The organism is Rhodococcoides corynebacterioides, from assembly GCF_019834675.1.
In the GTDB taxonomy this organism is placed as follows: Bacteria; Actinomycetota; Actinomycetes; order Mycobacteriales; family Mycobacteriaceae; genus Rhodococcoides; species Rhodococcoides corynebacterioides_A.
Genome location: NZ_JABUBU010000019.1, coordinates 21,665 through 44,788 on the forward strand (window position 1 = coordinate 21,665; position 23,124 = coordinate 44,788).

The 23,124-nt window shown below is 71.1% G+C and carries 22 protein-coding genes and 1 tRNA gene; 12 read left to right on the plus strand and 11 right to left on the minus strand.

Annotated elements, in window-relative coordinates:
* Positions 1-308: 308 nt before the first annotated feature.
* Positions 309-620: a Rieske (2Fe-2S) protein gene (locus HQ603_RS15520; RefSeq protein ID WP_222685611.1), complete on the minus strand. Its 312-nt coding sequence runs from the start codon at positions 618-620 to the stop codon at positions 309-311.
* Positions 621-675: 55 nt separating this feature from the next.
* On the opposite strand from HQ603_RS15520, the gene HQ603_RS15525 reads away from it, so the two are divergent.
* The 5 genes from HQ603_RS15525 to HQ603_RS15545 are packed head-to-tail and all read left to right on the plus strand — an operon-like array spanning position 676 to position 3,733.
* The gene (locus tag HQ603_RS15525) at positions 676-1,419 is read left to right on the plus strand and encodes a hypothetical protein (RefSeq protein WP_222685613.1); all 744 of its coding nucleotides are present in this window, start codon (positions 676-678) and stop codon (positions 1,417-1,419) included.
* A gap of 10 nt (positions 1,420-1,429) precedes the next feature.
* Positions 1,430-1,765, plus strand: coding sequence for a DMT family transporter (locus HQ603_RS15530; RefSeq protein WP_222685615.1), 336 nt, complete (start codon positions 1,430-1,432; stop codon positions 1,763-1,765).
* On the plus strand, positions 1,765-2,100 hold the full coding sequence (locus tag HQ603_RS15535) for a DMT family transporter (protein ID WP_222685617.1): 336 nt from the start codon (positions 1,765-1,767) through the stop codon (positions 2,098-2,100). Before HQ603_RS15530 ends, HQ603_RS15535 begins: the two co-directional genes overlap by 1 nt.
* Entirely contained in the window at positions 2,097-2,762 is a 666-nt protein-coding gene (locus HQ603_RS15540; protein WP_222685618.1) for a GNAT family N-acetyltransferase, read from the plus strand. Before HQ603_RS15535 ends, HQ603_RS15540 begins: the two co-directional genes overlap by 4 nt.
* A 32-nt stretch (positions 2,763-2,794) precedes the next feature.
* Positions 2,795-3,733 carry an MSMEG_6728 family protein gene (locus HQ603_RS15545; protein ID WP_222685619.1) on the plus strand — a complete coding sequence of 313 codons (939 nt, stop codon included), beginning with the start codon at positions 2,795-2,797 and terminating at the stop codon, positions 3,731-3,733.
* On the opposite strand, the gene HQ603_RS15550 is transcribed toward HQ603_RS15545, so the two are convergent.
* Both HQ603_RS15550 and HQ603_RS15555 read right to left on the minus strand, forming a co-directional pair.
* Positions 3,730-5,499 (minus strand): ABC transporter ATP-binding protein, encoded by a 1,770-nt coding sequence (locus HQ603_RS15550; protein WP_222685620.1) that lies wholly within the window; start codon positions 5,497-5,499, stop codon positions 3,730-3,732. The two genes, HQ603_RS15545 and HQ603_RS15550, sit on opposite strands and share 4 nt — an antisense overlap.
* The gene (locus HQ603_RS15555) at positions 5,496-7,292 is read right to left on the minus strand and encodes an ABC transporter transmembrane domain-containing protein (RefSeq protein WP_222685622.1); all 1,797 of its coding nucleotides are present in this window, start codon (positions 7,290-7,292) and stop codon (positions 5,496-5,498) included. The genes HQ603_RS15550 and HQ603_RS15555 overlap by 4 nt, the downstream gene beginning before the upstream one ends.
* Positions 7,293-7,512: 220 nt before the next feature.
* Between HQ603_RS15555 and HQ603_RS15560 the strand changes: the two genes are divergently transcribed.
* Positions 7,513-7,812: a hypothetical protein gene (locus HQ603_RS15560; RefSeq protein ID WP_222685624.1), complete on the plus strand. Its 300-nt coding sequence runs from the start codon at positions 7,513-7,515 to the stop codon at positions 7,810-7,812.
* Entirely contained in the window at positions 7,802-8,578 is a 777-nt protein-coding gene (locus tag HQ603_RS15565; protein ID WP_222685626.1) for a CDP-alcohol phosphatidyltransferase family protein, read from the plus strand. Before HQ603_RS15560 ends, HQ603_RS15565 begins: the two co-directional genes overlap by 11 nt.
* Here HQ603_RS15565 and HQ603_RS15570 read toward each other — a convergent pair.
* Positions 8,517-9,386, minus strand: a complete 870-nt coding sequence (locus HQ603_RS15570; RefSeq protein WP_222685628.1) for a YhjD/YihY/BrkB family envelope integrity protein — start codon at positions 9,384-9,386, stop codon at positions 8,517-8,519. The two genes, HQ603_RS15565 and HQ603_RS15570, sit on opposite strands and share 62 nt — an antisense overlap.
* A gap of 112 nt (positions 9,387-9,498) precedes the next feature.
* On the opposite strand from HQ603_RS15570, the gene glgX reads away from it, so the two are divergent.
* Positions 9,499-11,544, plus strand: coding sequence for a glycogen debranching protein GlgX (gene glgX, locus HQ603_RS15575; RefSeq protein ID WP_222685630.1), 2,046 nt, complete (start codon positions 9,499-9,501; stop codon positions 11,542-11,544).
* Between the two features lie 60 nt (positions 11,545-11,604).
* Here glgX and HQ603_RS15580 read toward each other — a convergent pair whose 3' ends face one another.
* From HQ603_RS15580 to HQ603_RS15590, 3 genes are read right to left on the minus strand one after another with little or no spacing between them, the layout of a single operon-like run.
* Complete coding sequence (locus HQ603_RS15580) at positions 11,605-11,775, minus strand: hypothetical protein (protein ID WP_222685632.1); 171 nt, start codon at positions 11,773-11,775, stop codon at positions 11,605-11,607.
* A 35-nt stretch (positions 11,776-11,810) separates the two neighbouring features.
* Complete coding sequence (locus HQ603_RS15585; RefSeq protein WP_222685634.1) at positions 11,811-12,908, minus strand: sulfate/molybdate ABC transporter ATP-binding protein; 1,098 nt, start codon at positions 12,906-12,908, stop codon at positions 11,811-11,813.
* Complete coding sequence (locus tag HQ603_RS15590; protein WP_222685636.1) at positions 12,905-13,684, minus strand: ABC transporter permease; 780 nt, start codon at positions 13,682-13,684, stop codon at positions 12,905-12,907. The genes HQ603_RS15585 and HQ603_RS15590 overlap by 4 nt, the downstream gene beginning before the upstream one ends.
* Before the next feature lie 436 nt (positions 13,685-14,120).
* Between HQ603_RS15590 and HQ603_RS15595 the strand changes: the two genes are divergently transcribed.
* Positions 14,121-15,275, plus strand: coding sequence for a L,D-transpeptidase (locus HQ603_RS15595; RefSeq protein ID WP_371831064.1), 1,155 nt, complete (start codon positions 14,121-14,123; stop codon positions 15,273-15,275).
* An 18-nt stretch (positions 15,276-15,293) separates the two neighbouring features.
* Here the strand turns inward: HQ603_RS15595 and HQ603_RS15600 are convergent, their stop codons facing one another.
* Entirely contained in the window at positions 15,294-16,010 is a 717-nt protein-coding gene (locus HQ603_RS15600; protein WP_308126563.1) for a M23 family metallopeptidase, read from the minus strand.
* A 544-nt stretch (positions 16,011-16,554) separates the two neighbouring features.
* Here HQ603_RS15600 and HQ603_RS15605 point away from each other — a divergent pair.
* Together HQ603_RS15605 and HQ603_RS15610 are read left to right on the plus strand one after the other, a co-directional pair.
* Positions 16,555-17,790, plus strand: coding sequence for a DUF4185 domain-containing protein (locus HQ603_RS15605; protein ID WP_308126564.1), 1,236 nt, complete (start codon positions 16,555-16,557; stop codon positions 17,788-17,790).
* Positions 17,791-17,906: 116 nt separating this feature from the next.
* Positions 17,907-19,748 (plus strand): BCCT family transporter, encoded by a 1,842-nt coding sequence (locus HQ603_RS15610; protein WP_222685642.1) that lies wholly within the window; start codon positions 17,907-17,909, stop codon positions 19,746-19,748.
* A gap of 51 nt (positions 19,749-19,799) precedes the next feature.
* Here HQ603_RS15610 and HQ603_RS15615 read toward each other — a convergent pair.
* Positions 19,800-19,872 (minus strand) — tRNA-His (locus HQ603_RS15615).
* A gap of 114 nt (positions 19,873-19,986) precedes the next feature.
* A complete protein-coding gene (gene orn, locus HQ603_RS15620) occupies positions 19,987-20,592 on the minus strand; it encodes an oligoribonuclease (protein ID WP_222685644.1) in 606 nt (201 codons plus the stop codon).
* Between the two features lie 63 nt (positions 20,593-20,655).
* On the opposite strand from orn, the gene HQ603_RS15625 reads away from it, so the two are divergent.
* The gene (locus HQ603_RS15625; protein ID WP_222685646.1) at positions 20,656-22,233 is read left to right on the plus strand and encodes a helicase HerA-like domain-containing protein; all 1,578 of its coding nucleotides are present in this window, start codon (positions 20,656-20,658) and stop codon (positions 22,231-22,233) included.
* A 50-nt stretch (positions 22,234-22,283) separates the two neighbouring features.
* On the opposite strand, the gene cmrA is transcribed toward HQ603_RS15625, so the two are convergent.
* Positions 22,284-23,090, minus strand: coding sequence for a mycolate reductase (gene cmrA / locus HQ603_RS15630; RefSeq protein WP_222685648.1), 807 nt, complete (start codon positions 23,088-23,090; stop codon positions 22,284-22,286).
* Between the last annotated feature and the right edge of the window lie 34 nt (positions 23,091-23,124).

Consider the following 23,124-nt stretch of genomic DNA (forward strand, 5'->3'; position numbering starts at 1 on the left):
ATCGGTGATCACTCACAAGGCGGAACAATGAAGCGACGCAATGGATTCTGTCCATACTGGGCGCACGCGAGACCGATCGCGACATCACCAGAAGGAGACATACGTGTTCAGCTTCCTCAATGGCCTGAGCTTCCTCAACTTCGACTTCGGCAACCTGCTGCCGTTGACGGATTTCCTCAAGATCGCGTCCTGATCGCGACTCGACGAGGTGCGTGTGCCGGCGACTCTCGTCGCCCGCGCACGCACCCGGTCGGCGTCGGTCGGCGCCACCCGCCGAGCCCCAGCCGTCGCCCCTCAGCCTCGGAGCCTCAGCCGTCGACCAGACAGATCCACCCGTCCAGCAGTGAGACCCGCCGCGTCGACAGCGGAACCAGCGACCCGATCGCCCGCACCGCGGCGGAGTAGGGCGGGAAACCGAAGACCATTCCTTGCGGACCGGTGTCCATCTTCCCGGTCCGAACGTCGTATTCGGCTCTATGTGAGGGACATTCGAGACAGCCGCGGTCCGTGACCCGTCCCCGTCCGAGCGTGGCCAGTTGATGTCGGCAGACGTTGCCCACGGTGAAGGGCGTGCCGTCGGGCAGTGTGCCGACCGCGAGGACCTGTCGCTCCTCGCTCATCGGTGCGACATACCCACGGCGATCGTCCCCAATCGGCGGCGTCGACAATGGTGCGATGACCGTTTCGGTGGTGACCCTGGCCGATCGTCCCGACCTGTTCGACTCGATGTGGTCGATGCCCGATTCGTGGCCGGAATTCATGCTGCAGGACTCCTTGTCGTCGTTCTACTACCGGCCCGACGTCGTGACCCGCGTCGCCGATCACGTGGTGATCGCCCTCGACGGCGACGAGGTCGTGGGGAAGGGCTACGCGCTTCCGCTTCGCCTCGACCCGGACGCCCTCCCCGCCGACGGCTGGGACGCTGCGATCCGACTCGGCGTCACCCAGTCCTTCGCGGGAGTGGCCCCGACGGTGCTCTGCGCGCTCGAGATCGCGGTGCGGCCGGACCGGCAGGGGGACGGACTGTCGTCGCTGCTGCTCGGCGCCTTCCGACGCTGCGCCGCGCGGGCGGGCCTGCCGGAGGTGGTCGTCCCCGTGCGACCGACCGGGCCGATCGACCCCGAGGTTCCGATGAGCGAGTACGCGTCCCGCGTGCGTGACGACGGCCTGCCGGTCGACCCGTGGCTCCGGGTCCACGTCCGTGCGGGCGGACGCATCGCCGGGGTCGCTCCGCGGTCGATGGTGATCGCCGGCACGCTCGACGAGTGGCGTCGGTGGACCGGACTGCCGTTCGACCGATCCGGACCGATCGAGGTGCCGGGTGCTCTCGCCCCGGTGCTCTGCGACGTCGTCCGCGGCACGGCCGTGTACGTCGAAGCGAACGTGTGGGTGCGCCACCGGGCCGCCGCGGCGGGATAGCGTTCCGCCCATGGCATGGTGGTTCCTGGTGGGTGCGATCGTGGCGGAGGTCGCGGCGACGTTGTCGATGAAGGGGTCGGAGAACGTCCCGGCGCTGTACGCGGTGGTGGTGATCGGCTATGCGACGGCGTTCGTGATGCTGGTGCAGGTGCTGAAGCGGGGCATGGGAATCGGTGTCGCGTACGGCATCTGGGGTGCCAGTGGCGTCGCTCTGACCGCGGTGCTGGCATGGGCGATCTTCGGCGAGACCTTCACACTCGTCATGGCGGGCGGCATCGCGCTCATCATCGCGGGTGTGCTGCTGGTCGAGACGGGCTCGCATCCTGCGGCGGAGGCCGAATCCTGATGCAGTACGCGTACCTCGTCGCCGCGATTCTGTTCGAGGTGACCGCAACGCTGTCCCTGCGCGGCGCGGTGGGCGGGCGGCGCGCGCTCTACGTCGTGGTGGCCGTCGGCTACGCCGTGGCGTTCGCGTCCCTGCTCGGCGCGCTGCGTGCCGGACTCGCACTCGGCGTCGCCTACGGCATCTGGGCGGCGGCGGGTGTAGCGCTCACCGCGGTCGCGTCGCGGTTTCTGTTCGCCGAACCGCTCACCCGACGCATGCTCGCCGGGATCGGACTGATCGTGGTGGGCGTGCTTCTGGTGGAACTGGGCGCGGCAGCGCATACGATCACGCCGTGACCGATCACGACCGTGCCGCCGCCCGCCGCGAGATCACCGCGGCCCTGCTGGCTGCCTTCGACCGCCGCCACGACGTCCTGGACGCCATCGTCGAGGCCGACGATCGCGACCAGGCGGTGACCGCCATCGCCGCGCTGCTGGAGACGTCGCGCCTCGGGGGAGAAGCCGTCATGGGCATGGCCTTCGACCAGCTGACCAAGGACGCGCGGCGCCACAACGCCACCGAACTCGAGGACCTGGATCGTCGCCTCACCTTCACCCTCGCCGAGCGCCCCGCCAGCGCGGGGGAGGGGCTGACCCTCCGTGCGTTCTCCGACGACGCCGACCGTGACCTGTTCGCGGCGCGCCTGGCCGACGTCGGCAGTGCCGGCGACGGGTCCGGCGGTGCCGCCGGCGACCTGGACACCGAGATCGCCTCGGCGCGTGATCGTTCCGATTCGGAGCAGGCCGCGTGGTTCGTCGCGCGCGAGGGCGAGACGAGTGTCGGTCTGGTCTTCGGCGAACTCACCGGCGGCGAGATCGACCTGCGCGTCTGGATCCACCCGGAACACCGTCGGAAGGGCTACGGCACTGCGGCGCTGCGCAAGTCGCGGTCCGAGATGGCGGCCGTCTTCCCGGGTGTGCCGATCGTGGTGCGCACACCCGCCGCCCGACCGTCCTGATCGACGGGCTCGATCGCGGGTAGTCGGGGAGGATGCAGACCTTCCTCCCCGACCCCGGATTCAGCCGCAGCGCCCGGCTTCTCGACGATCGTCGGCTGGGCAAGCAGCGGGTGGAGACCTTCCAGATCCTGCGTGCCCTGATCTGGCCGAGCTACGGCTGGAAGAACCATCCGGCGGTGGTCATGTGGCGGGGTTTCACCCCGGCGCTGGTGGCCTACGGCGTGGCGACCTGCCGGGAGTGGGCGGCCCGCGGTCACGCCGAGGCGCTCGAGGCGCAACTGCTCGAGTTCACCGGGGGCGTCCGGCCCGACGTCGACGGGCTGCGGCGTACCGGGGACCTTCCGCCCTGGCTCGGTGACGACGCCGTGCACGCGAGCCACCGCCGCGCCCTGGCGGACAAGGGCCCGGATCTCTACCCGGTCGAGTGGCGCGGGCCGACCGGCTACGTCTGGCCCGGCTCGACGTACCCGCGGTGGCCCGTGCCGCTGCCCGCCCACCCCGCCACCGCCAGTGCGGCGGTCTCGCAGCTCGGGGAGTGGGGACTCCCCGCGGACCGCTTCGATCCGGGCGCGGCCGAGTGGTCGACCCTGCGCCGACTCGCTCGGGGTCTGGGCGACGACGCCACCGAGCCGCTCGATCGGTGGACGCTGCTGGCCGCCGCCCTGGTCGTCCCCGGCCGGGTGGCGGTGCTGCTCGACCGCCCGGCGCTCCCGCCCGACGACGCACTCCCGCCCGCGACGGAGCCTCGCGGCATCGTGTCCGGGTCGATCGCCCGGCAACCGACCGACGCCGACGTGACGGCGATGCGCGACGAGGCGGCGTCGTTCTCGCGTGTGTGCTGGTTCCGACGCGGTGACGATCCGGCCGCGAACGGTGTGGCGCTGGTGGTCACGGACGGGGCGCCCGTGCCCGCCGCGCTCGCATCGGTGCCGGTCCTGCGAGCGCCGCGGGAGCGGGCGTCGGACGCCTAACGGTCCGCCAGGGACTCGCTCCACGCCGACCACAGATCGTGGTACCGGCCGCCGGCTCGCACCAGCTCGTCGTGCGGGCCCTCCTCGACGACGCGTCCGTGCTCGAGCACCACCACCCGATCCGCCGCCGCGGCCTGGGTCAGGCGGTGTGCCACGACGACGGTCGTGCGGCCACGGGTCGCGGCCCGCGCCGCGTCCTCGAGCTCGCGGGCGCCGGCGCTCCCGGCCTCGGCGGTGGCCTCGTCGAGCACCGCGACGGCCGGGTCGGCCAACACCAGCCGGGCCAGCGCCAGATGCTGGGCCTGCGCGGCGGTGAGCGCACGGCCGCCCTCGCCGACGACGGTGTGGACGCCCTCGGGGAGATCCGAGACCCATCCCGCGCCGACGAGGTCCAGCGCCGCCCGCACGTCGTCCTCCGACGCCGCGGGCGCCGCGAGGCGCAGATCGTCGATCAGCGGCCCGGCGAAGACGTGCACCTCCTGGCTCACCACCGCGACGTGCCGGCGCACCCGGTCGCCGAGGTCGGGCAACGCGACTCCGCCGATGCGCACGACGCCGGCCGTGGGGTCGCAGGAGCCCGCGACGATCGACGCCAGCGTCGACTTGCCGGCGCCGGTGGACCCGACCAGGGCCACCGTCTCGCCGTCCGCCACCGTCAGGTCGAGTCCGTGGAGCACGTCGTGGACCCCGTCGTAGGAATGGCGGATTCCGCGGATCTCGACCCGTCCGTCGACCGGCCGTGCGGCGGTGGCAGGACGACGCTCGTCCGGCAGGTCGAGCACGCCGACCAGGCGGGCCAACGACGCGCCGGCCGACTGCACGTCGTCGAACGAGTACATGAGCATGCCGATGGGATTGAACAGGCGGTGGAAGAGCAGCGCGGCGGCGGTGGTCTCGCCGACGGTGACCGACCCGTCGCGGACCAGCAGGAAGCCGGCGGTGAGGACCACCGACAGTCCGACGCACTCGGCGCGGTTGCTGCGCGAGCCGAACCGGGTGAACAGCCGGAAGACGGTCACGGCGATGTCCCGAGCCCGCCCGGACGCCGCGTCGATGCGCGCCAGATGGTCCGACTCCAGGCCGTAGGCGCGGACCGTCCGCGCGCCCTGCATGCTGCTGACCAGGGCCTGCGCCCGCTCGCCCATGGCGACCCGCTCGCTCGCGTACAGGGGAGCGGACCGGGGCAGGTACCAGCGCAGAGCCAGCACGTAGAGCGGAATCGCCACCATGCCGGCCAGACCGAGCCGCCAGTCCACTCCGAGCATCGCGGCGATGCTGACCACCACCAGGAGAACGGCGGCGAGGATCTGCGGCACCACCTCACCCAGGGACTTCGCCATGACCGCGACGTCGTCGCCGACGCGGGAGAGCAGGTCGCCGCGGCCCGCGCGGTCGAGCCGCTCGACCGGCAGCGTGAGGGCGCGCGCGACGACGCGTTCGCGCAGCGACGCCAGGATTCGTTCCCCCAGCAGGGCCACCGCGTAGGCGCCGAGGCCCGTGAAGACGCCGCCGACGACGGCCGCGACCACGATGACCGTCACGACCCCGACGATCGTGTCGGTCGGCGCGCCCTCGGTCACGCGGTCGACGAGAACGCCGAACACGTACACCGGAACCACGGTCGCCGCGGCGGCGACGATGCCGAGGACGACCGCACCGACGGCGGCGAGCCGGTACCGGCGCAGCTCCCGCAGCAGGAACCGACCGGAGCGGGCGCCGGACGCGATGGGAAGCAGATCGGTGGCGTCCGGACCGGTGCCGGTCATCGCAGCACCCGCTCGCGGTAGGTCTCGTCCGTGGCCGCGAGGGTCCGGTGCGTGCCGGTCGTGACGACGCGGCCCTCGTCGACGACGACGACGCGGTCCGTCACCGCGAGCAGCGCGGGGCTGGTGGTGACGATCACTGTGGTGCGCTCGGGTCCGTCACGGAGGGTGCGGATGCCGTCGGCGATCGCGTGCTCGGTGACCGCGTCGACGGCGGTGGTGGGATCGTGCAGAACGAGCACCGGGGGGTCGGCCGCCAGAGCGCGGGCCAGCGCGACACGTTGGCGCTGACCGCCGGAGAGGCTGGCGCCGCGATCGGTGACGGGGTGATCGAGCCCGTCCTCGTGCAGGTCGATCAGGTCGGTCACCGCGGAGGCGGCGACGGCGGAGTGCAGTCGGTGCTCGTCCGTAGCGCCCGTCCGGGGGTTCGATCCCCCAGCAGGGTTCGTGGTCACAGCAGGGTCCGACCGGACGGCGATGTTCGACCGCACGGTGCCGGCGAACAGGTCCGCGGCGTGCGGCTCGACCAGAAGGGTGCGACGGACGTCGGCGAGGGGAAGATCGCGCACGTCCGTGCCGTCGACGGTGACCCGGCCGGTCGACGCGTCGTGCGGAATCTGGCCGGACAGCACGGCGACCAACGATTCGGCGTCGGACGGCCGGTAGGCGACGACGCCCACCGACTCGCCCGAGGCCGCGTCGAGGTCGACACCGCGCAGGGACCCGTGCGCCACCGCGTGCAGGGCGAGATGCGGTGCGGATCCTGCACCCGTCGCCGCGGTCGCCGCGGGCCGCGTCGCCGACGACGTGGCCACCAGGGGGCGGGCGCCCAGCACGATCGCGATGCGATCGGCGGACCCGCGCACGACGGCCGTGACCCCCGGCAGACGCGACAGCGACGACAACGGCTCGACCAGGAACTGCGCCAGACCGACCACGGTGACCAGCTCGCCGAGCGTGAGGCGCCCGGTGAGGGCGAGGTAGCCGGCACCACCCGCGACGGCGGCGGCCAGCAACGACCCGACGGTCGCCGACAGGCCCAGGTAGGCACTGTTGCCGCGGGCCAGCCGCAAGGTGGCGGCGAGGGCACGTCGGCTGGCGTCGGCGTACCGACGCGCGGCCGTCTCCTCTCCGCCGATGCCGCGGAGCGGACGCACGCCGCCGACGAGGTCGGTGGCGAGGCCGGACACGCGGGCGATCTCGGTCTGGGAGGCGGTGGCCGCGCGGGTCAGCACGGGCGCGCACCACTGCAGAACCAGCAGGAGCAGGGGAGTGCCGATCACCACGGCGAGGCCGAGTGGCACGTCGACGACGAGGAGCGCGACGGCCGTGACCACCAGCGCAGTGCCCGCGGACGCCGAGCGGGCGAGCACGTCGAGAATCCACGACGTCTTCTCCGCGTCCGAGGTGCCCACCGTGAGCAGCTCGCCCGCGGACAGGTCGGTGTCGAGACCGCGGGGGTCGAGGACCGTGCTCGCGACCTCGACGCGCAGCAGATGGGCCTCGCGTTCGATGGCGACGACGATGATGCGGGCGCCGATGCGGTAGGCGAAGGAGAGCACGACGAACAGCGCGGCGAGCCCGACGAGGGAGAGCAGCATGGCCGTCACGTCGCCGGTCTCCACGGCGCGGGCGACGATGATGCCGATGGCGACCGGCACCATGGTCTCGCAGAACTGGTGGAGACAGAACAGCGCCGACGACCCGATCAGGCGTGTCCGGTGCCGCCGTACCGCGCGGCGCAGGACCCGACCGCCGGTGGTCGGCCGCGCCGCGGCGGGAGCGTTCGTGGGCATTAGCCGACCCTAACCGACCGTCGACCCCGGCCCTCCGGCTGTCGTCGGGGTCACAGGCCGGGTCGATCCGAAAGGCGACCCCGGACGGACCGGGTCCGAATAGGACGTGTGCGCCCCTCCTGTGGCCGGAGAACCCCGTTCCGTCGGGTTTCCCGGCATCCGGGCCGGGGCACCCCGCAGCCGACGGTGCTGTGGTGACATCCGACGAAGGGACAGTGTCGTGCCCGATTACGAGCGCGAGAACGACCACCCTCAGGACGACGTGCGGACCATCCGAGCGCACGCCGGCGAGGCCATCACGGACAGCCGCAACTGGCCGGGCTACGTCCTCATGGCGTTGGGCCTGGCCTCGCTGGGTCTGGCCCTGACCGCGGCCGGCGGAGGATTCGAGGGCTGGGTGCTGATCACGGGCATCGCGTGCCCGGTGTTGCTCCTGGCCGGCCTCGGTGTGGTCCTCCTCGAACGCAAGCGCGTCAAGGCAGCGGAGGGCAAGTCCCTCCTGGACCCCGGTGGTCACTGACCACGACGCGATCTCGGGCCCCGGTGCGCCGGGGTCCGTCCCTCGATCCGGCCGGTCGGCCGCCCACCTCGTGCCGCCGACCGACCGCGCCGGGTATCTCCGCGCGTGGTCCGCGCTGCACGGTGACTACGACGTGGCGTCCTCCGTCCTGGTTCGCGGATGGCTCGCCCTGACCTACGGCGTGGCCCGGCCGCTGGTGCGCGGTCGCGTCACCCCCGGCGCGGTGACCACCGTCGGTGTGATGTTGGCGATCGCCGCCCTCGGCGTGGCCGCGCTCGGTGGCCCGTGGGCGTCGGTCGCGGCGGCGGTCCTGCTCGTCGCGAGCGCGCTGACCGACAGCCTCGACGGTGCGGTCGCCCTCCTGCGCGGTCGGTCGAGCGCCCTGGGATACGTGGCGGACTCGGTCGCGGACCGGATCTCCGACCTGACCGCCCTGGGCATTCTCGTGGTGCTCGGGGGACCCCCGGCCGCGGTTCTCGCGATCGCGGCCCTCACGCTGCTACAGGAGACGTTGCGTGCCCGCGCGGTGTCGGCCGGGATGAACGACATCGGGGTGGTCACCGTGTGGGAGCGGCCGTCGCGGATCATCGCCGTGACGGTGACGGTCCTCGGCTGCGTGTTCGTCGCCGACACCACGACGTTCGCGCTGATCGGCACCGCCGTCGCCGGAGCCCTGGCGGTGATCGGCTTCGGTCAGTTGGTGCTCACGGTGCGCCGACGTCTGCGCGGTCACGACGCGCCACGAGTCGATCGCATTCGAGGGTGAACACCCACCCGAACAGCACGACGACGTGCAGCAGGAACAGCCACAACACCGTCGCGACGGCGGCGCCCACCGGTTCGAGACCGCCGAAGGGGCCGGACCAGTCGATCGGGATGGCCAGGAACAGAACGTAGCCCTGCAGGAAGCCCGCGACGAAGGACGCCGTGGTGAGGGTGCCGACCACCACCGCCAGCCGGGACAGCGCGATGGGAGCGACCACGCGGAACGTCCACCCGAGGGGCACGGACAGCACCAGCCAGACGGTCACGAACCCCAGCCACACCCGGAAGGCCGCCCCGGCGGGGCCGCCGTCGATCGACGCCAGCGCGTTGCCGACCACCAGCACCGGCACGGTCAGCAGCGGGGTGATCACCAGCACGGGCAGGGACAGGATGCGCCCGCGCCAACCGATGTAGGTCTCCTCGTGCGGCGAATAGACCAGCAACGCGCGGCGCATGCCCTCGCCGTAGAACGTGGCGGGCAGGATCGCGACCAGCAGTCCCACCCACCCGATCGAGGTCCCGGCCGTGAAGAGCGCCCGTACCGCGTCCGGGGCCCCCGCCGGATCCGGCAGCAGCGAGGCGATCGCCTCGCCGTACCGCAGGACCGTCGGCGTCCCGAGGAGGATCGCGGTCACCTTCAGGCCGAGCAACAGCATCGGCACGACGGCGATCCCGCCGTAGAACGTGATGCCCGCGGCGACGAGGGCGGTGTCGCGGGACGCCATCCGACGCCGCATGCCGGCGCGGACGGCCACGCGTGAGCGGAGGAGTTCGAGCCACACGCTCCGGAACGTCAGGGCGCGGGGCATGGCCTGTCGTTACCCACCCGTACGGTCGGTCAACCGTTTCGGCTCGCCCGGTCGCGGGTAGAAGCCTGCGGTCCCACCACAGTGCTGTCGCCGATGAATCGAGAAATCCTCCGTGAGTTCCACCGTTCGCTCTTCCCGTGCCTCCACCCCGTATCCCCTCGGTGTCTCCCTCCGGTCCGACGGCTCGGCCAACGTGGCGGTGTACTCCGAAACGGCGGAGACCGTCACCGTGGTGACGTTCGACGAGTCCGGGACCGAGCTCGACTCGACTCCGCTTCCCGAGTACACCGGCCACGTGTTCCACGGCCTCGTGCCGATGACGGTGGGCACCCGCTACGGCCTGCGCGTCGACGGCCCGTGGAACCCCGCCGAGGGACTGCGGCACAACCCCGCGAAGCTGCTGCTCGACCCGTACGCCAAGGCGGTCACGGGCATGGTGGAGTGGGACGAGGCCGTCTTCGGCCACCACCACGACGAGCCCGAGACCCGCAACGACGCCGATTCCGCCCCGTACATGCCGCGGTCGGTCGTGGTCGACGACGACTTCGACTGGGGCGACGACGCGGCGCCGCGCGTGCCGCTGTCGGAGACCGTGGTCTACGAAACCCACGTCAAGGGCTTCACCGCGCTCGACCCCGACGTCGACGAGTCCATCCGTGGGACGTACGCCGGCCTCGCGCACCCGGCGGCGATCGAGAAGCTGACCCGCCTGGGCATCACCTCCGTCGAACTCCTGCCGGTCCACCAGTTCGTCCAGGACTCCCACCTGCTCGAGGAGGGACGCCGAAACTACTGGGGCTACAACAGCATCGGCTTCCTCGCACCCCACAACGAGTACAGCTCGACCGGTGACACCGGCGGACAGGTCACCGAGTTCAAGGCCATGGTGAAGGCGCTGCACGCCGCCGGGCTCGAGGTCATCCTCGACGTGGTCTACAACCACACCGCCGAGGGCAACCACCTTGGACCGACCCTGTCGCTCAAGGGAATCGACAACGGCTCGCACTACCGGTTGGTGCCGGACGAGCGCAGCGCCTACTTCGACACCACCGGCACCGGCAACAGCCTCAACGTCGGCCACCCGGCCGCGCTCGCCCTCATCATGGACTCGCTGCGCTACTGGGTCACCGAGATGCACGTCGACGGATTCCGCTTCGACCTCGCCAGCACCCTCACCCGTCAGGACGAGGACCTGGATCGGCACTCGGCGTTCCTCGACATGGTGCATCAGGATCCGGTCCTCGCGCCGGTCAAGCTCATCGCCGAGCCGTGGGACACCGCCGGCTACCAGGTGGGCGGCTTCCCGGCCCGGTGGTCGGAGTGGAACGGCAAGTTCCGCGACGACGTGCGCGACTTCTGGCGCGGCACCGAGGGCGCGCTTCCCGCTCTGGCGCAACGCGTCTCGGGCAGCCCCGACGTCTACGAGAACGACCGCCGCCCCACCCTGGCCAGCGTCAACTTCGTCACCGCGCACGACGGCTTCACGCTCGCCGATCTCACGATGTACGACGAGAAGCACAACGAGGAGAACGGCGAGGACAGCCAGGACGGCGAATCGGACAACCGCTCCTGGGGCTGCGGCGCCGAGGGACCGACCGACGACCCGGACATCAACGCACTCCGGGACCGGCAGCGCCGGAACTTCCTGGGCACCCTGCTGCTCTCGGCGGGCGTGCCGATGATCCTCGGTGGCGACGAGCTGGCACGCAGCCAGGGCGGCAACAACAACGCCTACTGCCAGGACAACGAGATCTCCTGGTACGACTGGGAGAAGGCCGACAACGAGCTGGTCGCGTTCACCACGGCACTGATCACGCTGCGCCGGGAACACCCCGGCCTGCGCCCGGTCTGGTACCGCCACGCCGAATCCGACGGGGACCGCGACACCGTGGACTTCCAGCGGGCCGACGGCGCGGCCATGGGTGACGAGGACTGGAACGACGGCGCCGGCAAGTCCCTCGCCGTCCTCTACAAGTCCTCCGCCGAGGACACCGTGTTCCTGTGGCTGCTCAACGCCGCCGAGACGCCCGTCGAGTTCACGCTGCCGGACGAGTCGTGGACGCTCGCCCTCTCCAGCGATCCCGAGCAGCAGGTGGGGGAGAAGCCGACGACGCTGCTGGTGCGCGACCGCTCGTTCACGTTGCTGCAGAGCGTCTGACACGGTTCGGCGGGCCGGGAGGGTGTGACGCCCTCCCGACCCGCCGAGACGGGTGCCCGGTCAGGCGCCGCCGGTCTCCTCGCGCTCGTGCTCGGTGCGCTCCTCGAGCTCGGTGTCGTCGACGGGGTGCGGCATCTTGCCGTGCTCGTGCGGATCGGGGTGCGGCGTCTCCGTCGGGGCGATGACGTCGTCGAGAGTCGGTGTGTCGTGGTCGTTCTCGGGTGTGGTCATTCCTCTCGCGTACCCCGGACGGTCGCGCCCAATCGTCACCGGCGAGCCGGATAGAGACGGACCTCGGTGGCCTTCACGGCGAGGAACACCTCGGTCCCCGGCCGGAGGTCGAGGTCGGTGGCCGCCGCCGACGTGATGTCGGCCGCGAGGGCGCCGAGGGGCGTGCGCGCCGTGACACGCACCCCGGATCCGGCGGCGTCCACGTGGTCGATCCGCGCCGCGATCACGTTGCGCGGACTGCCCACCGGACGGACGGCGAACACCGCGACGGTGGCCGGCGCGATCGAGGCGAGGCCCGGACGTCCCGCGCCGGGATGGTCCACGGCGACGCCGTGCACCTCGCCGCCGTCGTCCGTCACCAGATGGTCTCCGTCGCCGAACACCCCGTGGATCAGGGTGGTACCGGCGAGAGCGGCGGCGAAGGGACTGCGCGGCGTGGCGAGCACGGACGCCGCCGGACCGTCCTCGACCACCCGTCCGTCGCCGAGGACCACGACGTCGTCCGCGAGCGACAGTGCGTCCACGCGGTCGTGGGTGACCATGAGCGTCGTGCATCGACTGGCGCGCAACACCTCTCGCAGCACCCGACGCAGCGTCGGGGTGGCGTCGGCGTCCATCGCGGCGAACGGCTCGTCGAGCAGCAGCACGTCGGGGTCCGCGGCCAGGGCCCGCGCGAGGGCCACCCGCTGTGCCTGACCGCCCGAGAGGTGGCGCGGCAGGCGGCCGGCGAGGTCGCGAGCGTCGACCCGATCCAGCCAGTCGTCGGCGATGTCCCGTGCGCGTCGGCGGTCGTGCCGGACGCGCGGCGCGAAGGCGACGTTCTCGCGGACCGTCAGATGCGGGAACAGCAGCGGATCCTGGGCGAGAACCGCGACGCCCCGGCGGTGCGGTGGAACGTGCACGCGCGCACCGGTATCGGTGAGCGTCCGCGATCCCACCCGCACCGTTCCGTCGTCGGGACGCACGAGGCCCGCGACGACGGCGAGCACCGTCGACTTGCCCGCGCCGTTGGGGCCGAGCAGCGCCAGCACGGACCCGCTCGGCGCAGTGATCGACACGTCGAGCCGTCGGGCCGCCACCCGCGCGGAGACGACGACGGCACGGTCGTCGTCAACGACTCGGCCGTCGGTCACGGCGCCGCCCGCTGTCGGCCGGCGGCGGTGGCGAACACGACCACGATCGCGACGACGATCAGCACCACCGAGAGCGCGACGGCGGCGTCCGGATCGGTCTCGCGCTGGAGGTAGATCTCGAGGGGGAGGGTGCGCGTCACTCCCTGCAGCGACCCGGCGAAGGTGAGCGTGGCCCCGAACTCGCCCAGCGCGCGGGCGAACGCGAGCACGGCCCCCGAGGCCAGGCCCGGCAGGACGAGCGGGAGGGTGACCCGCAGCAGCACCGTCGTCGGGGGAGCGCCCAGGGTGGACGCGACCTGCTCGTACCGGCCGCCCGCGGTCCGCAGCGCACCCTCGAGTCCCACCACCAGGAACGGCAACGCCACGAACGTCTGCGCGAGCACGACCGCGGTGGTGGAGAAGGCGATGTCGATGCCGAGGGCGCTGAGATGTTCCCCGATCAGTCCCCGCCGACCGAACGCCTGGAGCAGGGCCAACCCCCCGACGACCGGGGGTAGAACCAGCGGGAGCAGCACCCCCGCTCGTGTCGCGGCGGCGACGCGCCCGCGTGTCCGCGCGAGAACCAGCGCCAGGGGAACACCCAGAACGACGCACAGTCCGGTGGCCGCGGCGGACGTCCGCAGGCTGAGCAGAACGGCGTCACGCGAGGAGTCGCTGGTGATCAGCGCCGGGAAGCGGCCCCAGTCGACCGAGAGGACGACGGCGAGGAGCGGCAGCGCCACCAGGCCGAACCCCACCGCGGCGGGCAGAAGCACCCACCGGGGCAGCGACGTCATGCGCCTCACAGTAGCGAGGGCACCGAGCGCGGGAATGATCGGCGGGGACGGCACGTTGACCCACTCGACGGCGCCGGATCCATGCCCCGGGTACCACCCCATCAGCCGCTGCGAGCGGCCATCTGCCGAGAGGCGCACGGCCGGCGCCGTCACCCATTCCTTCGAGTCCGCCCCCCCGATCGGCTGCGACGTGGGCCCGTGACGGACCGCTGTGACATACCACTGACCGGCCGCCGCCCGTTCGGTACGAGACCGTTACCCCCGATTCGGCCGCGCGAGTGGTGAATCCTCGCTGGTGGCTGGCATCATGTGCAGCGAATCAAGTGGTCGGGCGTGTCGAAGTGGGGTTCTCGTGAAGGTGTTCTCGTCCGTCGCTCCTGCTCGCGGACGTGCCGCCGGTGGTCGTGGGCGCGCCGCCCTGGTGGCGTCGGTGGCCGTGCTGGCGCTCGCCGCGTCCGGATGCACCGCCGGAGCCGGAGACACCGCGGCCGCGCCGCCCGCGCCGATCGATTCCAACCCGTTGTCGGAACTCATGAAGCCGAAGGTCACGCTGCCGGCGCCGGACGCCTCCGTCGGGTTCTCGCCCAGTGCGCCGGTGACGGTGTCGGTGGTCGACGGCAGTCTCTCGCGCGTCACCCTGCTGGACTCCACGGGCGCGCCCGTGGACGGCGCCCTGTCCCCGGATCGCGCCAGCTGGACCGCCGCCGAACCGCTGGACTACAACGAGACCTACACCGTCGACGCGCGGGCCTACGGACTCGGCGGTGAGGCGACGTCGCTGACGTCGTTCACCACCACCTCTCCCGGCAACCTGACCAAGCCCTACCTGCTGCCGTCGGAAGGCGAGGTGGTGGGCGTGGGCCAGCCCGTCGCGGTGCAGTTCGACGAACCGGTGCCGGACAAGGTCGCCGCGCAGAACGCCATCACCGTCACCACGAACCCGCCCGTCGAGGGTGCCTTCTACTGGGTGAACCAGAAGGAGGTGCGGTGGCGGCCGCAGAACTACTGGGTGCCCGGCACCACCGTCGACGTCGCCGTCGACGTGTTCGGCCGCGATCTCGGCGACGGCCTGTTCGGGCAGGAGAACGCCCGGTCGTCGTTCACCATCGGCGACGCGGTGATCGCGGTGGCGGACGACGCCACCAAGCAGGTCACGTTCACCGTCAACGGCGAGCAGGTCATGACCATGCCGACGTCGATGGGCAAGAACAGCAGCCCCACCCCCAACGGCGTCTACACGATCGGTGACAAGTTCGCCTCGATGGTGATGGACTCGTCGACGTACGGCGTCCCGGTCGACTCCGCCCAGGGGTACCGCACGCCGGTGGACTGGGCGACGCGGATGTCCTACTCCGGCATCTTCTTCCACTCCGCCCCGTGGTCCGTGGGATCGCAGGGATACACCAACGTCAGCCACGGGTGCCTGAACCTCAGCCCCGCCAACGCCAAGTGGGTCTACGACAACACCAAGCGCGGCGACATCACCATCGTGAAGAACACCGTGGGCGGTACGTTGCCCGGCACGGACGGACTGGGCGACTGGAACATTCCGTGGGAGGAATGGAAGGCCGGGAACGCCCAGTCCGTCTGAGCCGGATGAGTGCGGGTTCTAGACCCGCAGGCCCAGCGCCGTCAGGTAGCCGACGGGATCGACGGCCTCGCCGCCGCGGCGCACCTCGAAGTGCAGGTGCGGGCCCGTCGAGTCGCCGGTGCTGCCGACCGCGCCGATGGCCTGGCCGGGGGCGACGGTGTCGCCCACCGAGACGTCGATGCGACTCTGGTGGCCGTACAGCACCTCGGTGTCGCCCTTCTTGACGATGACGAGATTGCCGTAGCCGTCGCCATTGTCGCCGGCCCGCGTGACGGTGCCGCCGGTGACCGCGAAGATCGTCGTCCCCGTCGGGGCGGCGAAGTCGATGCCCTGGTGGTTCTGCCAGCCGCCGCCCGTCGGGTTGCCCCGGCCGCCGTAGCCCGACGTCACCTCGAACGATCCCGGCGCGAGCGGGAGGCGTGAGCCACCGATGCCGGGGGTGGAGGTGAACGGCGGCACGGCAGGCGAGGTGCCCGGCCCGGCCGACCCGGACGGCGGAGTGAGGAACTGATCGCCGAGCACGAGGCCCGCGACTTCCTGGACCAGGACGCCCGTCGCGTCGAACACCGCGGCCAGGATCGCGGCCTGCTGCTTCGCCGAGAGGGGCAGACCCGGAATGGCAGGAAGGCCCGGAATCGCGGGCAGGGGCGGCAGAGCGGGTGCCGCAGTGGCCGGAGCGGCCCCCAGAACGAGGCTGCCCGTGAGCGCTGCGCCGAGCACGGCGCTGGAGATCACCCGCCTTCCCCGGCGGGTGGTGACGGAACGGGACCCCGATTCCCGAGTGGACGTGTCGAGTTCGTGATGCACGTGCTACCTCCGGTTGCGCCCGCGTGCGGGCGTCGTCGATCTGACCGGCGCAGACGGAGGAGGTGACCCGAGCGAACGTCGCGTGCGGCGCACCCGGACAGGGGTGGGCGCGACCCACCGACGGGCTGAGCCCGGCGGTGGACGCACGAGGCCGATCGACGTCGATGCCCTTCCCTTGACATCCACTCGACAGGTCTCAGCAACAACACGAGTATCTGCTCGGCGCACCTTCCCCAAGAGCGCCATCGGTCACCTTACGTCACAGATGTATCTCGTAGTCACGCCAATGGACAATTACACCAGCGTAATTCGCGCGGTCGGCGTGATCGCCGCGTAACCGGCAGTCGATCTGCCCGACCGCATGGAAACGGGGCCGATGTCACGTCACGGCCCGTCGCGTGCCATCATCTGTGCTGCAGGACCGCGGCTCGAGGGGAGCCGCGGAGGGGACGACCGTGGGGGACGACCGAACGTGCGCGGGTACTTCAGGCTGGCTGCTGCTCTGACGACGACGGCGACGGTGATGGGAACGCTGATCACCGGGGCGGTGGTCGGCCCGGCGGTCGCGTCCGCCGAACCGTGCGGTGGCATCGCCGGCACGGGCATCACCGGCATCGGGGGACTCGGGCAGAGTGCGGCCGGACCGCAGGGTGCGCCGCCGCGCTACGCCGGCCCCAACACCCGCATCGTCGACTGGGTCAGCGGCCAGGCCGGTCCCAACCGCACCTTCGATCGATTCGGCATCACCGGAACCGACCTCGGCGTCTCGTGGGACAACGGCGCCGGCCAGACCCTCCTCGCCTTCGGGGACACCTTCGGCAGCTGCGTCGTACCCGGCGGGCAGTGGCGGCACAACGTGATCCTGCGCAGCGACGACGCGAACCTCGCCGACGGCCTGACCGTGCACGACGCCGTTCCCGGCAACGTGCGATCGGGCGCCGCCGTGACCGCGCTCGAACCCCGCGTCGCCCAGCAGGCCGTGTCCGCGCTGGGACTCGCGCCGGTGGAGCAGACGGTGGTTCCCACCGCGGGTATCGCGGTGGACGGTGTGCAGTACCTGCAGTTCATGTCGGTGCGCGGCTGGAACGGCTCGGTCTGGTCCACCAACTACGCCTTCACCGCGACCTCGCGGGACAACGGGCAGACCTGGACGCCGGAACCGAGCACCACCCGCTACAACACCGGGGTGACCCTGCCGGGCGCCGAGCAACTCGACGGCAAGTTCCAGCAGTCCGCCTTCGTCCGCGGTCAGGACGGCATGGTCTACCAGTACGGCACCCCCAACGGTCGCCTCGGTGCGGCGTACCTGGGCCGCGTCGCCCCGGACGGACTGCTGGACCTGCGGCGCTTCGAGTACTGGAACGGATCGGGTTGGTCCCCGGACGTCGCGGCCGCCGCCCCCGTCGTCGATCAGCCCGTCGGCGAGCTGTCGGTCACGTGGAACGACTACCTGGGCCGCTTCGTGATGCTCTACGGCAACGACGTCGAAGGCCGCATCGTCGCGCGCACCGCTCCGTCGCCGCAGGGACCGTGGTCCGCGCCGACCACGCTGGTGACCAACAACGACGTCGGCAACTACCCGGGCGGCGGGCTCTACGCACCGTTCGTCCTCCCACGTCAGTCGGGAGACAAGCTGTACTTCACGGCGTCGCAGTACTCGTCCTACCAGGTGCTTCTTCTCGAAACGGACCTCGACTCGCTCCGCTGACCGTCCGGTTCGCCCGGATCGCTGATTGGCCTCGCCGCCTCGACAGGCGATAGCGTTCCCGTGCCCGTCGGGCCGAGACGCCCGATCCTGCGAACCGAACCGAGGTCTACCCCCGAATGTCGTCCCTAGCGACCGCGTGGCGCGGCCTGCGCAAACCCGTGTTCGTCCCCGCTACCGCGGTGATCGTCCTCATGATCGGCTTCTCGGTCCTGTTCGCCAAGACCGCCGAGGACGCCTTCGAGCGGCTCAACTCCGCGATCACGGACGGTGTCGGCTGGTGGTACATCCTGGTCGCCACCGTCTTCGTCGCGTTCGCGCTGTACTGCGGGGCGAGCCGCATCGGCAACATCCGACTCGGACGGGACGACGAGACACCCGAGTTCGGCGTGCTGTCCTGGTTCACCATGCTCTTCAGCGCGGGCATGGGCATCGGCCTGGTGTTCTACGGAGTCGCCGAGCCGTTGTCGCACTACGTGACACCGCCCGTGGCCGGCGGCGTCCCCGGCTCCACCGACGCCGCGGCGAACCAGGCCCTCGAACTCACCCTTTATCACTGGGGTCTGCACGCCTGGGCGATCTACGTCGTCGTCGGGCTGGGCCTGGCCTACATGACCTACCGCAAGGGCCGGCCGCTGTCGGTGCGGTGGCTGCTGGAACCGCTCCTGGGCCGCACGCGGATCGAAGGCGGGATCGGCCACGCGATCGACGTCGTCGCCATCGTGGGCACCCTGTTCGGTGTCGCGACCTCCCTCGGGTTCGGCGTGCAGCAGATCTCCGCCGGGCTCGGTTACCTCGGGTGGTTCGAGGCGAACAACTGGTTGATCGTCGGTCTCATCGTCGTGGTCACCGGCATGGCGACGTTCTCCGTGGTCTCCGGCGTCTCCCGCGGCCTGAAGTGGTTGTCCAACATCAACATGGGCCTCGCCGCCGCACTGGCCCTGTTCGTCCTGATCGCGGGTCCGACGCTCTTCCTGCTGAAGTCCTGGGTGCAGAATCTCGGCGGCTACGTCCAGTCGTTCCCCGAGTTGATGCTGCGGACCTCGCCGTTCGCCGAGGACGGGTGGACCGGCGCGTGGACCATCTTCTACTGGGGATGGTGGATGAGCTGGGCGCCCTTCGTCGGCATGTTCATCGCCCGCATCTCCCGCGGCCGCACCATCCGCGAGTTCGTCTTCGGTGTTCTTCTGGCCCCCACCGTGATCGGCTCGCTGTGGTTCACCGTCTTCGGCGACGCCGGCATTCTCCGGCAGCGCAACGAGGGCACGATGACCAACGCCGAGGGCGCCGTCGACGTCGACACCTCGCTGTTCCAACTGCTCGACGGGCTGCCGCTGGCCACGATCACCAGCGTGCTCGCGATCCTCGTGATCGTGTTCTTCTTCGTCACCTCCTCCGACTCCGGGTCGCTGGTCATCGACATTCTCTCGACGGGCGGTGACCTCGAGACCCCCAAGATCACGCGGGTGTTCTGGAGCGTACTCGAGGGCATCGCCGCGGCGGTGCTGCTGCTGATCGGCGGGTCGGGGTCCCTGACCGCCCTGCAGACGGCGTCGATCGCCACGGCGGTGCCGTTCTCGATCGTCCTCGTACTGGCGTGCGTGTCGATGCTCAAGGCGTTCCGGTACGACGTGGCCACGACGCCGCGCTACGTCCGCATCACGCCCACCGCCGACACGCGCGTGACCCGCACCGGGGCACGGACCGTGCGCCGCGGGGGAGTGTCCGCGACGTTCGCCGGGCTCTCGCTGCCGACCCAGCAGAACGGGACCGTCGCCCCGGCGGGCGAGCACGTGGTGCTCGCGATCCAGGACGTCCCGCAGTCGGCCATCGACGTCGACGCCGCCACCGGCGACGCGCAGTACGTGGCCGACGCCGAACCGCAGGATCCCCTGGGCGGCGAGGTGTTCGACACCCCACAATTCGAGGAGTCGGCGCAGGCACAGGCCACCAAGAAGTAGGCGGAAATGCAAGAAGGGCCCCGGTCGGATGACCGGGGCCCTTCTCGTCGGGGTGGACGACGGGACTCGAACCCGCGACAGCCAGGATCACAACCTGGTGCTCTACCAACTGAACTACGCCCACCATCGCGACGCACCCACCGGGCGCGCAGCGCGTTCGATACTAGCCTGATGCCGGGGCCGGAAGCCAATCGGTCCCGGCCCGCCGGTCGGCGTCAGACGTCACCGCCGGTCGGTCTCAGGCCTTCTCGCCGGTCAGGGACCGCACGACGGTCCCGATCTGTTCCGTGGTGGGGCCGGGAGGGGCGACGAAGGCGGTCTGCCGGTAGTACTTCAGCTCCCGGATCGACTCCTCGATGTCGGCCAGGGCCCGGTGCGCGAGACCCTTCTGCGGCTGACCGAAGTAGATGCGCGGGTACCAGCGGCGGCACAGTTCCTTGACGGAGCTGACGTCGATCATCCGGTAGTGCAGGTACGCGTCGAGTGCCGGCATGTCGCGGGCCAGGAAGCCGCGGTCGGTCGCGATGGAGTTGCCCGCGAGCGGCGCTGCCTTCTCCGGCACGTGCGCGCGGATGTAGTCGAGCACTTGCTCCTGCGCCTGCTCGAGGGTCACCGTGGACCGGCGGACCTCCTCCGTCAGACCGGACTTGGCGTGCATCTCGGTGACCACGTCCGGCATGTTGGCGAGGGCGTCGTCGTCCGCGTGGATCACGATGTCGACCCCGTCGCCCAGCACGGTCAGGTCGCTGTCCGTCACCAGCGCGGCGATCTCGATCAGCTTGTCCGAGGCCAGGTCCAGGCCCGTCATCTCGCAGTCGATCCAGACCAGGAAATCCTTGCTCACGTCGTGCCTCACGTTCGGTGCCGTTGTCCTGCCCACCCTAGACCCCGGCGCTAGGGTCGTCGCATGACCGATGCGCCGTCCCGTTCCGCTGCCATCGCCGCCGGCTACGCCACGGAAGGCGCGGCCGTCGAACTCGGAAGCGTGGTGCTCGGTGGCACCGCCGACCGTGCGGCGCCGGTCCGACTCCCGTTGGCGACGATGAACCGCCACGGACTCGTCGCCGGTGCCACCGGCACCGGCAAGACCAAGACCGTGCAGGTGATCGCCGAACAACTCTCGCGCGCAGGGGTTCCGGTGGTGCTCGCGGACGTCAAGGGCGATCTGTCCGGTCTGTCGCGGGCGGGTGCGGATTCCGAGAAGATCCGCGCCCGCGCCGAGGACACCGCGGCGGCGGGGTGGGAGCCGGCGGAGTTCCCGGTGGAGTTCCTCTCCCTCGGGACCGAGGGCGGGGCGACCCCCGTGCGCGCCACCATCACGTCCTTCGGGCCGATTCTGCTGTCGAAGGTGCTGGGGCTGAACGCCACTCAGGAATCCACGCTGGGTCTGATCTTCCACTGGGCGGACACGCAGGGGCTCGCGCTGCTCGACCTGAAGGACCTGCGGTCGGTGATCGCGCACCTGACCAGTGACGAGGGCAAGGCGGATCTGAAGGGCATCGGCGGAGTGTCGTCCGCGACGGCGGGCGTGATCCTGCGCGCGCTGGTCAATCTGGAGGCGGACGGCGGCGACACGTTCTTCGGGGAGCCGGAGATTCGTACCGAGGACCTGCTGCGCGTGACGCCGGACGGGCGCGGGGTGCTCACGCTGTTCGAGCTCGGACCGCTGGCTGCACGGCCGGCACTGTTCTCGACGTTTCTCATGTGGATCCTGGCGGACCTGTTCCAGACGTTGCCGGAAGAGGGCGACCTGGACAAGCCGAAACTGGTGTTCGTCTTCGACGAGGCGCATCTGCTGTTCGCGGACGCGTCGAAAGCCTTTCTGCAGCAGGTGGAACAGACGGTCAAGCTGATCCGCTCGAAGGGCGTGGGCATCTTCTTCTGCACCCAGCTGCCCACCGACGTGCCCGGCCCGGTGCTCTCGCAGCTGGGCGCACGCATCCAGCACGCGCTGCGCGCGTTCACGCCGGACGATCAGAAGGCGCTCACCAAGACGGTCCGCACGTACCCCACGAGCGAGGACTACGACCTCGAGGAAGTATTGACGACGCTGGGCACGGGTGAGGCCGTGGTGACCGTGCTCTCCGAACGTGGCGCGCCGACTCCGGTGGCGTGGACCAGGATTCGGCCACCGCAGTCACTGATGGATACGATCGGCACCGAGGCGATCACCGCCGCGGCGGCCGCGAGTCCGCTGCATGCGACCTACGCGGAGACGATCGACCGCGATTCGGCGTACGAGCGCTTGTCCGCCCGTCTCGCGCCGCCCACCGCGCCGACTGCTTCGACCGCCGAGCCCGAATTCCCGCCGCTGCCACAGACGTACGACCTGCCGCCGCTCCCGGCCCCCGAGCCGGCCGGCCCGTCCGCGGCCGAGCGCATCATGAGCAACCCGGCGGTGAAGAGTTTCCTGCGGTCGGCCGCCAGCGCGGCCGGGCGGGAGATCTCGCGGAGCATCTTCGGGACGGGGCGCCGCCGGCGGTGACGGCAATCGGGTTCAGCCGGCGGTGACAGTGACGCGCCGGTGGTGGCTGCCTACTCGCCGCCGAGCTTCTTGTAGAAGCTGCCCACGATCGGCGCGGTGATGAAGCGCGGACTGTACTGCCCCGCAACGGACATGCCCTTGCTGAGGATGCCGGGCACGATGCGCATCTTGTTCTTCTCGAGCCCGTCGAGCGACAACCGCGCGGTGTAGGCGCTGTCGATCCAGAGGAAGTCGGGGACGAGCTTGTCGACGATCGACGCGTCGGCCGGGTCGGGGGTCTCGGTGCGAACCGGACCGGGCGCGAGCAGGGTGCAGTGCACACCGGTGCCGGCGAGTTCGGCGCGCAGGGACTCCGAGAAGGTGTTCACGAAGGCCTTGGTGGCGGCGTACGTCGCGTTGTTGGGGATGGCCATGTTGCCGGCGGCCGACCCGGTGATCAGGATGCCGCCGGCGCCGCGGGCGATCATGCCGGGGAGGACGGCCAGGGTGAGGTCGTGCACGGCCACCGCGTTCAGCTGGACCTGGGCGCGCTCGTAGTCGGGGTCGAGCTTCGCCACCGGGCCGAAGGTGGCGATGCCGGCGTTGTTGCACAGGATCGAGACGTCGCGGTCGGCGAGTTCGTCGGCGAGGGTCTGTCGCTGCACGGGGTCGGAGAGGTCGCTGACCCGCACCTCGACGGTGACGCCGTGCTCACGGGTGAGGCGGTCGGCGAGGGCGTTCAGCAGCTCACCGCGCCGCGCGACGACGATCAGCGAGTGTCCGCGGGCGGCGAGTTCGGCGGCGAGGGCGTCGCCGATGCCGGACGACGCTCCGGTCACGACGGCACGGGCATCGGCGGTGGGTGCGGGGAGGCTCACGACCGCTCAGGCTAGCGAAGCCGGCGGGGGTCCG

Coding starts and splice junctions, on each gene's coding strand:
- HQ603_RS15520 (WP_222685611.1), bottom strand. CDS start 620: ATGAGCGAGGAGCGACAGGTCCTCGCGGTCGGCACACTGCCCGACGGC.
- HQ603_RS15525 (WP_222685613.1), top strand. CDS start 676: ATGACCGTTTCGGTGGTGACCCTGGCCGATCGTCCCGACCTGTTCGAC.
- HQ603_RS15530 (WP_222685615.1), top strand. CDS start 1,430: ATGGCATGGTGGTTCCTGGTGGGTGCGATCGTGGCGGAGGTCGCGGCG.
- HQ603_RS15535 (WP_222685617.1), top strand. CDS start 1,765: ATGCAGTACGCGTACCTCGTCGCCGCGATTCTGTTCGAGGTGACCGCA.
- HQ603_RS15545 (WP_222685619.1), top strand. CDS start 2,795: ATGCAGACCTTCCTCCCCGACCCCGGATTCAGCCGCAGCGCCCGGCTT.
- HQ603_RS15550 (WP_222685620.1), bottom strand. CDS start 5,499: ATGACCGGCACCGGTCCGGACGCCACCGATCTGCTTCCCATCGCGTCC.
- HQ603_RS15555 (WP_222685622.1), bottom strand. CDS start 7,292: ATGCCCACGAACGCTCCCGCCGCGGCGCGGCCGACCACCGGCGGTCGG.
- HQ603_RS15570 (WP_222685628.1), bottom strand. CDS start 9,386: ATGCCCCGCGCCCTGACGTTCCGGAGCGTGTGGCTCGAACTCCTCCGC.
- HQ603_RS15580 (WP_222685632.1), bottom strand. CDS start 11,775: ATGACCACACCCGAGAACGACCACGACACACCGACTCTCGACGACGTC.
- HQ603_RS15590 (WP_222685636.1), bottom strand. CDS start 13,684: ATGACGTCGCTGCCCCGGTGGGTGCTTCTGCCCGCCGCGGTGGGGTTC.
- HQ603_RS15610 (WP_222685642.1), top strand. CDS start 17,907: ATGTCGTCCCTAGCGACCGCGTGGCGCGGCCTGCGCAAACCCGTGTTC.
- HQ603_RS15625 (WP_222685646.1), top strand. CDS start 20,656: ATGACCGATGCGCCGTCCCGTTCCGCTGCCATCGCCGCCGGCTACGCC.